Annotated in this window: 11 protein-coding genes; 5 read left to right on the top strand and 6 right to left on the bottom strand. The window is 72.9% G+C overall.

The features are described from left to right. From AB0N03_RS25090 to AB0N03_RS25075, 4 genes are all read right to left on the bottom strand, one after another. On the bottom strand, positions 1-721 hold a 721-nt coding region (locus tag AB0N03_RS25090), incomplete at its 3' end, for a PfkB family carbohydrate kinase (RefSeq protein ID WP_364376274.1). Further along, positions 718-1,278, bottom strand: a complete 561-nt coding sequence (locus AB0N03_RS25085; RefSeq protein WP_364376299.1) for an SIS domain-containing protein — start codon at positions 1,276-1,278, stop codon at positions 718-720. The genes AB0N03_RS25085 and AB0N03_RS25090, both read right to left, overlap by 4 nt. Beyond that, positions 1,278-2,948, bottom strand: coding sequence for a carbamoyltransferase C-terminal domain-containing protein (locus AB0N03_RS25080; RefSeq protein ID WP_364376271.1), 1,671 nt, complete (start codon positions 2,946-2,948; stop codon positions 1,278-1,280). Before AB0N03_RS25080 ends, AB0N03_RS25085 begins: the two co-directional genes overlap by 1 nt. Positions 2,949-3,060: 112 nt before the next feature. After that, positions 3,061-4,026, bottom strand: coding sequence for a UDP-glucuronic acid decarboxylase family protein (locus AB0N03_RS25075; protein WP_364376268.1), 966 nt, complete (start codon positions 4,024-4,026; stop codon positions 3,061-3,063). A gap of 135 nt (positions 4,027-4,161) precedes the next feature. Here AB0N03_RS25075 and AB0N03_RS25070 point away from each other — a divergent pair, with 135 nt between their 5' ends. Both AB0N03_RS25070 and AB0N03_RS25065 read left to right on the top strand, forming a co-directional pair. After that, positions 4,162-5,028, top strand: coding sequence for a glycosyltransferase (locus AB0N03_RS25070; RefSeq protein WP_364376265.1), 867 nt, complete (start codon positions 4,162-4,164; stop codon positions 5,026-5,028). Beyond that, complete coding sequence (locus tag AB0N03_RS25065) at positions 5,007-5,897, top strand: glycosyltransferase (RefSeq protein ID WP_364376258.1); 891 nt, start codon at positions 5,007-5,009, stop codon at positions 5,895-5,897. Before AB0N03_RS25070 ends, AB0N03_RS25065 begins: the two co-directional genes overlap by 22 nt. Positions 5,898-6,065: 168 nt before the next feature. Here AB0N03_RS25065 and AB0N03_RS25060 read toward each other — a convergent pair whose 3' ends face one another. Next, positions 6,066-7,274 carry a glycosyltransferase family 1 protein gene (locus AB0N03_RS25060; RefSeq protein ID WP_364376255.1) on the bottom strand — a complete coding sequence of 403 codons (1,209 nt, stop codon included), beginning with the start codon at positions 7,272-7,274 and terminating at the stop codon, positions 6,066-6,068. A gap of 22 nt (positions 7,275-7,296) precedes the next feature. After that, positions 7,297-8,226 carry a glycosyltransferase gene (locus AB0N03_RS25055; RefSeq protein WP_364376252.1) on the bottom strand — a complete coding sequence of 310 codons (930 nt, stop codon included), beginning with the start codon at positions 8,224-8,226 and terminating at the stop codon, positions 7,297-7,299. A 93-nt stretch (positions 8,227-8,319) separates the two neighbouring features. Here AB0N03_RS25055 and AB0N03_RS25050 point away from each other — a divergent pair, with 93 nt between their 5' ends. The 3 genes from AB0N03_RS25050 to AB0N03_RS25040 all read left to right on the top strand — a co-directional run bounded on the left by AB0N03_RS25050 (position 8,320) and on the right by AB0N03_RS25040 (position 11,192). Continuing rightward, positions 8,320-8,934, top strand: coding sequence for a DUF47 family protein (locus AB0N03_RS25050; RefSeq protein WP_364376249.1), 615 nt, complete (start codon positions 8,320-8,322; stop codon positions 8,932-8,934). Next, the gene (locus AB0N03_RS25045; RefSeq protein WP_155543624.1) at positions 8,935-9,930 is read left to right on the top strand and encodes an inorganic phosphate transporter; all 996 of its coding nucleotides are present in this window, start codon (positions 8,935-8,937) and stop codon (positions 9,928-9,930) included. A 77-nt stretch (positions 9,931-10,007) separates the two neighbouring features. Further along, a complete protein-coding gene (locus AB0N03_RS25040) occupies positions 10,008-11,192 on the top strand; it encodes a zinc-dependent alcohol dehydrogenase (protein WP_364376245.1) in 1,185 nt (394 codons plus the stop codon). Positions 11,193-11,194: the final 2 nt, after the last annotated feature.

Genomic DNA, 11,194 nt, shown 5'->3' with positions numbered 1-11,194 from the left:
CCCGCGCCGCGGCCGGGACCGGCACGGTCGTTTCGCCGAGGCCGTCGGCGAGCACGGCACCCCGGGCGCCGACGGTGACGGCGACCGCGTCGGCGTGCCAGTGCCCGCGCAGCAGCTTGGCCAGCTCGGCCGGTTCCTCGTGCCCGGCGAGCACCGCGCGTGCCTCGGCGAGGTTCGGGGTGACCAGCCGGGTGCCCGGCACCGGCTGGGCGCCGCGGGGGTGCGGGTCCCAGACCACGGGGACCCGCTCGGCCAGCTCACGCAGGAGCCGCCGGGCGTCCGGGTTGCGCGTCAGGCCGCGGCCGTAGTCGGCGACGAGGATCGCGCCCGCTCCTTCGAGGATTTCGCGTACCCCGGCCGGCAATGGGTCGGCGGTGGCCGTGCCGTCGCCGGAGTCCAGGCGCAGCAACGACTGCCCGCCCGCGCGGACGCGGGTCTTGCACACCGTCGTGCCGCGCAGGGGGAGCGGCGCCACGGTGACGTCCGGTTCGAGCAGGCCGGTGAGCGCGTGCCCGGCTTCGTCGTCGCCCAGCGGGGTGACCAGCACGACCTCGGCCGCGGACCGGGCGGCCAGCAGGGCGGCGAGCCCGGCGCCACCGGGGCGGCGGCGCCGGGCGGTCAGGTCGACCACCGGAACCGGCGCTTCCGGGCACAGTCGCTCGGCGGTGCCTTCGGCGTCGACGTCGAGCAGCGTGTCGCCGAGGACGACCAGCGGCTTCACGCGGTGACCCCGAGCGCGTCGTCGAGCGCCGCGCACAGGCCGTGCACCAGCACCAGGTGCATCTCCTGCACGGTGGCGACGGTCGGCGCCTCGACCGTGACGGCGTCGTCGCACAACGCGGCGAGGGGGTTCGGGGCGGGTCCGGTGAGCGCCCACGTCGTGACGCCCAGCTCGTGCGCGGCCTTGGCCGCGGCGACGACGTTCTGGCTGCTGCCGCTGGTGGATAGACAGACCAGGACGTCCCCCGGCCGGCCGTGCGCCTGCACCTGGCGCGCGAAGACCTCGTGGTCGCCGTAGTCGTTGACGATGGCCGTGGTCGCGGAGGTGTCCGCGTGCAGCGCGATCGCCGAGAGCGGCCGCCGTTCGTGGCGGAACCGGCCGACGAGCTCGCCGGTCAGGTGCTGGGCTTCGGCCGCGCTGCCGCCGTTGCCGCACGCGAGCAGCCGGCCGCCGGCTTCGAACACGGCGGCCAGGTGCCGGCCCCACGCGGTGATCTTGGGGGCGGATTCGCGGGTCCGGCGGGCGGCCTCGGCCAACGCGGCGAGATGGTCTTCCATCACGGCACCTCCTTCTCCGGCGACGCCGCGCCGGGGTGAGTCGAGCGGGGACGCCGGAGCACGAACGGCCCCAGCGCGAGCAGGTCGATCGGCGCGGAGCCGAAGCACTCCAGCGCGTCGCGGGGCGAGTCGACCATCGGGCGGCCCGCCGTGTTGAGGCTGGTGTTGACCACGACCGGCAGGCCGGTGCGCCGTTCGAACCCGGCGAGCATCCGGGCCAGCACGGGGTTTTCCCGGTCTTCGACGGTCTGGACGCGGGCGGTGCCGTCGACGTGCGTGACGGCCGGGATCCGGTCCCGCCAGTCTTCCGCGACGTCGTGCACGAAGAGCATGTACGGACTGGGCAGCGGGCCGCGGGTGAAGATCTCGGCCGCCCGCCCGGCCCGGACCATCGGCGCCACCGGGCGGAACTGCTCGCGGCCCTTGACGTCGTTGAGCCGCTCGAGGTTCGCCTTGCGGCCCGGGTGGGCCAGCAGCGACCGGTGCCCGAGCGCCCGCGGGCCGAACTCGGCGCGGCCCTGGAACCAGGCGACCACGTCGTCGTTCGCCAGCGCTTCGGCCACGGTTTCGGCGAGGTCGTCCGGCCGCTCGTACGGCAGCTTCGCCTTGACGAGGATCTCTTCGAGCTGCGCGTCCGTCCATTCCCGGCCCAGGCCGGCGTCGCCCATGGGCGCGCCGCGCTCCCCGGCGTCGGCGGCCAGCTGCAGGGCGGCGCCGAGCGCCGTGCCCGCGTCACCCGCCGCGGGCTGCACCCAGAGCCGGTCGAACGGGCCCTCGGCGTGCAGCCTGCTGTTCGCGACGCAGTTGAGCGCGATGCCGCCCGCCAGCGCCAGGTCGCGGTGGCCGGTGCGGTCGTGCACCCAGTCCGCCAGCTCCAGCACGATGTCTTCGAGGACCTTTTGGACACTGGCGGCCAGATCGGCGTGCCGCCGGGTGAGCTCTTCGCCCGCTTCCCGGCGCGGGGCGAGCGCCCCCAGGTGCACGCCGTCGGCGTGGAAGCCGCCGTCGCCGGTCACGTGGACGTGCTCGCAAAGCTCGTCGAGGAACTCGGGGCTGCCGTAGGAGGCCAGCGCCATGACCTTGTACTCGTCGCTGGACCGGGCGAACCCCAGGTGCTCGGTCAGGTCTTCGTAGAGCAGGCCGAGCGAGTGGGGGAGCCGCTGTGCCGCCAGCTCCTTGAACCGGTTGTCGCGGTACTCACCGGCCAGATAGGACGTGCTTTCGCCGCGTCCGTCGGCGACGAGCACGGCGCAGTCGCCGAACGGCGCGGCCAGCGCGGCCGACGCGGCGTGTGCGACGTGGTGGCGGACGAACCGGACGATGCCCGGGTCGAGGCCGGGCAAAGCGGACTTGAGGAACAGCGGTGCCCGTTTCGCGAACTCGGTCCGCAGTTCCTCGCCGCTCGGGTCGTGGCCGGCCAGGCCGGGTTCCACCAGCGCCGGGTCGTAGGAGTACCCGACGACGTCGAGGTCCTCCGCGGACAGTCCGGCCCGCTCGAGGCACCAGGCCGCGGCCTGCACGGGCTGTTCCCAGGTGGAGAACGGAACCGCCTGCTTTCCGTGCTTGCGGCGGCTGAAGCGCTCTTCCTCCGCCGCGGCGACGATCTCGCCGTCCACGACCAGGGCCGCCGCCGGGTCGTGGAACACCGCGTTGATCCCGAGTATGCGCATCGACCTGCCTCTGGCTTTTCGGTGCGGACTCAGGCGGCCCGCGCTCCCCCTAAGCGCTACCCGGTGAAGTCGTTGATAAACGATGGCGGGTAAAAGCCCTGGGCGTCGCTACTCAGCGAAGCGGCGCTCGCCGGAACCACGCCGCGGTGCGCCGAAGACCGTCGTCCGCGTCGATCTTCGGTTCCCACCCGAGGACGTCCCGCGCGAGCGAAATATCGGGGCACCTTCGCTTCGGGTCATCGACGACGGCGTCGATCTCCTCGATGGGGGAGCCGGACCCGGTGATCTCCTTGATCCGCTCGGCGACCTGCCGGACGGTCAGCTCGTGCGGGTTGCCGATGTTCACCGGCCCGGGGTGGTCCGACCGGGCGAGCGCGAGCAAGCCGCGGACGGTGTCCTCGACGAAGCAGACGGACCGCGTCTGCTCGCCGGTGCCGGTGACCGTGATCGGCTCGCCCCGGAGGGCCTGGTCGAGGAACGCGGGGATCATCCGGCCGTCGTGCGCGCGCATGCCGGGGCCGTAGGTGTTGAAGATCCGCGCGATCCCGGTGTCGACGCCGTGTTCGCGGCGGTAAGCGGAGGTGAGAGCTTCGGCGTAGCGCTTGGCCTCGTCGTAGACGCTGCGGGGCCCGATCGGGTTGACGTTGCCCCAGTACTCCTCGCGCTGCGGGTGCTGCAGCGGATCGCCGTACACCTCGCTGGTGGACGCGAGGACGAACCGGGCGCCGTCGCGGCGGGCGAGGTCGAGCGCGTGCTCGGTGCCGTGCGAACCGGCGCGCAGGGTTTCGAGCGGCAGCGCCAGGTAGTCGCGGGGCGACGCGGCGGAGGCCAGGTGGAACACGACGTCGGCGTGGCAGTTCAGCGGCATCGGCTGCGTGACGTCGTGGCGCACGAACCGGAACCGGTCGTGGCGGCGCAGCGCGTCCAGGGAGTCCGCCGAGGACGTCGCGAGGTTGTCCACGGCGATCACTTCGACACCTTCCGCGAGCAACAGTTCGCACAGGTGCGCACCCACGAAACCGGCGCCCCCGGTCACCACCGCCCGCTCGAACCGCCTGATCGCTCCCGGATTCGTCATGCCCGTCCGGCTACCCGGCCCCAATCCCGGCAAACTCGTTTAAGCTCCGCCACCGGGGTACCCGGGGGACATGCGAGTTCTGCTCACCGAGGCCGCACCGCCCACGCCGTCGCCGGCCGGACCGGTGGGATCGCGGTGAGCGCGCGCACGACCGTCGTCATCGCCACCCACAACCGCGCCGGCGAGCTGGCGTGCACCCTCCGCTGGCTGTCCTCATTGGACCCCCGGCCGCCGGTCGTGGTGCTGGACAACGCCTCCGCGGACGACACGGCCGCCGTCGCCGCGCGTTTTCCGGGCGTCCGCCTGATCCGGCTGCCGCACAACCTCGGCGCCGCCGCCCGCACGCTCGGGGTGCTCGTCGCCGAAACGCCGTACGTGGCCTTCAGCGACGACGACTCGTGGTGGGCACCCGGCGCCCTGCCCGAAGCCGAGCGGATCTTCGACGAGCACCCGCGGGCCGGCCTGCTCGCCGCGCGCACGCTCGTCGGCCCGGAATGCCGCGACGACCCGGTGACGCCCGCGATGGAACGCAGCCCGCTGGGCCATCCCGACGGCGCGCCCGGGCCGCTGGTCCTGGGCTTCCTGGCCTGCTCCGCGATCGTCCGCCGCACGGCGTACCTGCAGGTGGGCGGGTTCAGCCCGCTGCTGCACTTCGGCGCCGAGGAGCAACTGCTCGCCTACGACCTGGCCGCGCGCGGCTGGGACGTCTGCTACGTCGGGCACCTTCGCGCGCACCACCACCCGTCACGGTCGCGGCCGCCGTCGTCGTGGCGCCGCCGCGCCGAACTGCGCAACCGGCTGCTCATCGCCGTGCTGCGCCGGCCGCCGCGCGTCTGCCGCCGGGAGGTGGCGCGCACGCTCGTCACGGCCCCCGGTGCCGTGCTCGGCGCGGTGCCCCGGTTGCCGCGGGCGCTGAGCGCCCGCCGGCTCCTGCCCGACCACGTCGAAGACCAGGCCCGGACACTGGAAAGGACCGCCGGATGGCGCGCATCTCGGTCGTGATCATCACGTGCAACCGACGCTCGCAGCTGCGGGAAACCCTCTCCCACATGACTTCCCTCCCGGACGACCCGCCGATCTTCGTCGCCGACAACGGGTCCGCGGACGGCACGGCGGACATGGTCGCCCGGGAGTTCCCCGGCGTGCGGCTGTTCCGGCTGGGGGAGAACCTCGGCGCGGTGGCGCGCAACGTCGCCGTCGAGGAGGTGACCACGCCGTACGTCGCGTTCTGCGACGACGACACGACCTGGCGGCCGGGGGCGCTGACCCGGGCGGCGGACATCCTGGACGCCCACCCCGGACTGGGTTCGGTGACCGGGCGCTGCCTGGTCGAGCCGGGCCTGGCCGAGGACCCGATCACGCCGGAGCTGCGCGAGTCGCCGGTGCCGGGTCCTTCGTGGCTGCCCGGACCGGCGCTCCTGGGCATCATGGCCGGGCTGACGGCGGTGCGCGTCAGCGCGTTCCGCGAGGTGGGCGGCTTCTCGACGCGGATGTGGCTGGGCGGTGAGGAGGAGCTGTTCGCCCTCGACCTCGCCGCGCGCGGTTGGTGGATGTGCTGGGCCGAGGACGTCGTGATCCACCACGCGCCGTCAAAGCTGCGCGACCCGCGGCACCGCCGCCGCCTGGGCATCCGCAACACGCTGTGGACCCTCCTGCTGCGACGCCCGTGGCCGGCCGTCTTCCGCCGCGGCGCCGACGTGCTGCGGTCCGCGCCCTTCGACCGGGCGACGGCGGCCGCGCTCCTCGACGTCGTGCGCGGTCTGCCGGGGGTCCTCGCGGACCGCCGGGTGGTGCCGCCCCACGTCGAGCACGGCCTGCGCCTGCTGGAAGAGCCCCAGCGGAACTCGAAGGCCCGCCGCTACGTGGGCTGAGTGTCATGAAAGAGTCGTTCATGACGTCGCCAACCCCCGCCCAACGTCGCGAATGACTCATTCGGGACCTCCGGTGCCCCCAATGAGTCATTCGCGACACTCGACTCCGTGCGCGGCCTTGACTTTGCCGAGGCCTGGCTCTTATGCCCATAAGGGTGGCACCGCGGGTCAGCGGGCCTCGGCCGTCATCGCGGGTTCCGGGACCAGCTTGTGGTACGCGCGCAGCGTGTCGGCGGCGACGCGGTCCCACGAGTAACGGACCGTCGCGCGGTCGTGGCCCGCGGTGCCGTACGCGTGGCGCAGGGCCGGGTCGTCCAGCAGCCGCCGGACCCGCGACGCGAGCTCCTTCGGCTGCCGCGGCCGCACCAGCAGCCCCGTGACGCCGTCGACGACGGTGTCGGTCAGCCCGCCCACCGCGGCCGCGACCACCGGGACCCCGCACGCCATCGCCTCGAGGGGCACGATCCCGAACGGCTCGTACCAGGGCGTGCACACGACCGCGTCGGCCGAGCGCAGCAGCGCGGGCATGTCCGCACGGGACACCTGGCCGGGCCACCGGACGCGGTCGCCGACCCCCAGCCGGTTGGCCAGCTCGTGCAGCCGCTTCGCTTCGGGGTCCTGCGACAGCCGGCCCCGCTCGGGCCCGCCCGCGATCACCAGCTCGGTGTCCGGCAGCTGGCCGAGCGCGGTGATCGCGATGTCGAAGCCCTTGCGCGGCACCAGCCGGCCCACGGTCACCAGCCGGTGGCGCTCCCGGCGCCGGGCCACGGGTCCGTCCGGGCTGAACCGGCCGAGGTCCACGCCGCACGGCACGATCGAGATCCGCGCCCGCGGCACGCCGAGGCGCGAAAGCTCGAACACCTCGTCGGAGCAGGTGGCGATCACCCGCCCGGCCTGCCGGCCGATGATCCGCTCCAGCCGGACCCGGTCGGCCGGGCTGGTGTCCTGGTCGCCCTGGTACCGCTTCTTGACGACGCCGAGGGCGTGGAAGGTCTGCACGACCGGTGTCCCGGTCGCGCTCGCCGCCAGGACGGTCGCGAGGCCGGACATCCAGAAGTGCGCGTGCGCCACGTCGGGCCGGTCGACGGCCCAGTGGTCCCGCAGGAAGCTGCCGAACTCGCCCATGTAGGGCAGGAGGTGGTCCTTCGGCTCCTTCCGCGGCGGACCGGCGGGCACGGCCACGACGCGGTAGCCCTGCGGCGCCCGGACCGCGGCCGGTTCGTCGCGGCTCTCCCGGCGTGTGTAGACGGTGACGTCGTGGCCGGCGCGCGTGAGCGCGGCCGACAGCTCCGCCACGTGCACGTTCTGTCCGCCGGCGTCGGCTTCGCCCAGTGTGGCCAGCGGGTTGGCGTGTTCGGACACCATCGCGATCTTCATCGGTGCGGCGTTCCCTTCGGGTTCAGCGGACCGCCTCGGCGAGGAGGCGGTCCCAAGTGGAGAGGAAGGTGCTCAGCCCGTGTTTTTTCAAGGCGTGTTCGCGGGCGTTCTTGCCGGCGAGCGCGGCGAAGTCGGGTTCGTGCACCAGCTCGCGGAAACCCCGGGCCAGCACGGAGACGTCGGTCGAGAGCACGCCCGCGTCGGGCGGCACGGCTTCGATCGCCTCGGTGGCGGCGAAGACGACGACCGGCATGGCCAGGTGCATCGCCTCCAGAAGGGACAGTCCCAGCGACGTCCACCGGGCGGTGTGCAGGTAGACGCGGCGGCGGGCGATCTCGTCGTGCAGCGCCGGCGCGGGGACGTCACCGCGGCCACCGGCCTCTTCCGTCCCGATGCCGAACAGGTCGACCGGAGCGGCTTCGGCGAGCGTTTCGAGGAGGTCCGCGCCGGTCACCCGGCGCCGGCGCACCGGCTCGTTGATCATCGACACGCCCGCGGCGAGCTCGCCGGTGTAGCGCGCGCCCGGGTCGGGGATGCCGTGCGGGACGACGGTGGTGGGGGCGCGGCCGCAGTCCCACATCGCCTCGTTGAAGTGGGTCACGTGCGCGATGGTGATGTCGGATCGCGTGGACAGCGGGTGCTCGCTCGACGCGGCGTACGGCCGCGGCGCGTTGTGCTCGACGTAGATCGCCGGCACGCCGAGGCCCGCCACGAGGTCCAGCTCCTCCGGGCGCTGCAGGACGACGACGTCCGGCTCGGTCTCGGCCAGCCGGTCCAGTGGCACCTCGGTCACCGACGGCCAGTCCCGGCCGGCCTTGCCCAGCCCCCACGGCGCGCCTTCACGGGAGACCGGTAGGAAGTACCGGTGCCGGCCGCGGACGAAGGCGTCGGTCCACGAGCCGTGCACGTGCCAGAGCAGTACTCTCAGGCGCCGGGAGCCGGGATCGGTCATGACCCCCTGGTTTCCCGGAGACAGCTTGTTAAACGTGCCCCGGTGCGGGGTACCCGGCTCACGGCGCTCGCGTCGACGAAGGGACGGCCATCGATGCGGTTCACCCCCCGGGGTACCCGGTTCTTCGACCTGCTCACCGACATGGCGAGGAACCTGGTGACCGGCACCGCGGTGCTGCGCGAGCTCATCACCGCCGAGCCCGGTGAGAGGGAGCCGCTCGCCAAGCGCCTGCACGAGGTCGAGCACCACGGCGACGAGCTGATGCACACGATCATGGTGGAGCTGAACAGCTCGTTCGTGACCCCGTTCGACCGCGAGGACATCCAGGCGCTGGCCGGGAAGATCGACGACGTGCTCGACTTCATGGACACCGCGGCGGATCTGGCCGTGCTGTACCGCATCGAGGCGTTCCCGCCGGGCACCGACCTGCTGGTCCGGGTGCTGTGCCGGGCCGCGGAGCTGACGGCGACGTCGATGCCGGGGCTGGCGAAGGTGGGCGAGCTCGAGCCGTACTGGATCGAGATCAACGAGCTGGAGAACGAGGCCGACCGGGTCTACCGGCGGATCCTGGCCCACCTGTTCGAGCCCGGCGGGGACGCCCTCGAGGTGCTCAAGACCAAGGAGGTCGTCGAGCAGTTCGAGCTGGCGGCCGACGCCTTCGAACACGTCGCCGACGTGGTGCAGACCATCGCCGTCAAGGAGTCCTGAGTGACGGGCACCGCCGCCCTGGTCGTGGTGATCGTCCTGACGCTCTTCTTCGACTACACCAACGGGTTCCACGACGCCGCGAACGCGATCGCGAGCGCGGTGTCGACCCGGGCGCTGACCCTGCGCGCGGCGCTGCTGCTGGCGGCGGTGATGAACCTGGCCGGCGCGCTGCTGTCGACCGGCATCGCCGCGACGGTGGCCAAGGGCATCATCGACGTCCCGGCCGGCCCGGACGCGCTCACGGTCGTGTTCGCGGCGCTCGCCGGGGCCATCACCTGGAACCTGACCACCTGGTACTTCGGGCTCCCGTCGTCGTCCTCGCACTCGCTGATCGGCGGCATGGTCGGCGCGGCGCTGGCCGCCGCGAGCACCGTGCACTGGGCCGGGATCGGCGAGAAGGTGCTGATCCCGATGGTCGCGTCCCCGCTGCTCGGGCTGGGTCTGGGCTACTTCGCGATGGTCGCGGCGCTGTGGCTGCTGCGCCGCGCCAACCCGCACCGCAGCGGCCGGGTGTTCCGCCGCTTCCAGATCCTCTCGGCGTCGGCGCTCGCCCTCGGCCACGGTCTGCAGGACGCGCAGAAGGGCATGGGCGTGATCGTCCTGGCCCTGGTGGCGGCCGGGGAGCAGAAGACGTTCGACGTGCCCTTGTGGGCGACGCTGCTGTGCGCGGCGGCCTTGTCGCTGGGCACCTATTCGGGGGGTCTCCGGATCATGCGGACCCTGGGGCGGCGGGTGTTCCCGCTGGACCCGCCGCATGGGTTCGTCGCCGAGTCGGTGGCCTCGTCGGTGCTGTACGTGACGGCGTTCGCGGTGAAGGCCCCGATCTCGACGACCCACGTGATCACGGCGGCGATCATGGGAGTCGGCGCGACCCGGCGGCTGTCGGCGGTGCGGTGGGGGATCGCCCGCGACATCGTGCTGGGCTGGGTCCTGACGTTCCCGGCGGCGGCGGCCGTCGCGGCGGCGGTGTACCTGGTGGCGGACGCGCTCACCTGAGCCGCGTTTGCGTTCCCCCCACGCGGGAAACCGGGCCGGAAGACCCATACGGGACCCGCACGCGGAGAGGGAGAGCCATGAAGGCAGTGACCTGGCACGGCAAGCGCGACGTCCGCGTCGAGGAGGTACCGGACCCCAAGATCGAGGAATCCACCGACGCCGTCATCCGCGTCACCTCGACCGGGATCTGCGGCTCCGACCTGCACCTGTACGAGGTGCTGGGTGCGTTCATGACCGAGGGCGACATCCTCGGCCACGAGCCGATGGGGATCGTCGAGGAGGTCGGGGACGCCGTCACCGGCATCAAGCCCGGCGACCGCGTCGTGATCCCGTTCAACATCTCCTGCGGCCACTGCTGGATGTGCGAACGCGGCCTGCAGTCGCAGTGCGAGACCACCCAGGTCAAGGAACAGGGCAAGGGCGCGTCGCTGCTCGGCTACACCAAGCTCTACGGTCAGGTCCCCGGCGGCCAGGCCGAATACCTGCGCGTCCCGCAGGCGCAGTACGGCCCGATCAAGGTGCCGGACGGCCCGCCGGACGAGCGGTTCGTCTACCTCTCCGACGTCGTGCCCACCGCGTGGCAGGCCGTCGAGTACGCCGACGTCCCGAAGGACGGCACCGTCGTCGTCTTCGGGCTCGGGCCGATCGGGCAGATGAGCTGCCGCGTCGCGCGGCACCGCGGGGCCGGTCAGGTGATCGGCGTCGACCTCGTGCCCGAGCGGCTCGCCCGGGCCCGCGAGTCCGGCGTCACCGCGCTCGACACCCGCGACCACAAGGACATCGGCGACGCCATCCGCCAGCTCACCAGCGGCCGCGGCGCGGACTCGGTCATCGACGCCGTCGGCATGGAGGCCCACGGCGCCCCGATCGGCAAGCTCGCGCACAACCTCGTCAACCTGCTGCCGCAGCAGCTCGGGGCCAAGATCACCGAGAAGGCCGGCATCGACCGCCTGAGCGTGCTGTACGCGGCCATCGACAGCGTCCGCCGCGGCGGCACGATCTCGCTGTCCGGCGTGTACGGCGGCATGGTCGACCCGATGCCGATGATGGAGCTGTTCGACAAGCAGATCCAGCTGCGGATGGGCCAGGCCAACGTCCGGCACTGGCTCGACGACATCATGCCGGTGCTCACCGCGGACGGCGACCCGCTCGGCGTCGAGGGCTTCGCGACGCACAAGCTGCCGCTGTCCGAGGCGCCCCGCGCGTACGAGATCTTCCAGAAGAAGCTCGACGGCGCCCAGAAGATCCTGCTCCAGCCGTAGAC

Source organism: Amycolatopsis sp. NPDC051061, from assembly GCF_040682935.1.
Taxonomy (GTDB): Bacteria; Actinomycetota; Actinomycetes; order Mycobacteriales; family Pseudonocardiaceae; genus Amycolatopsis.
The sequence above is the reverse complement of the archived record's forward strand: the minus strand, read 5'-3'. Positions and strand labels throughout refer to the sequence as shown.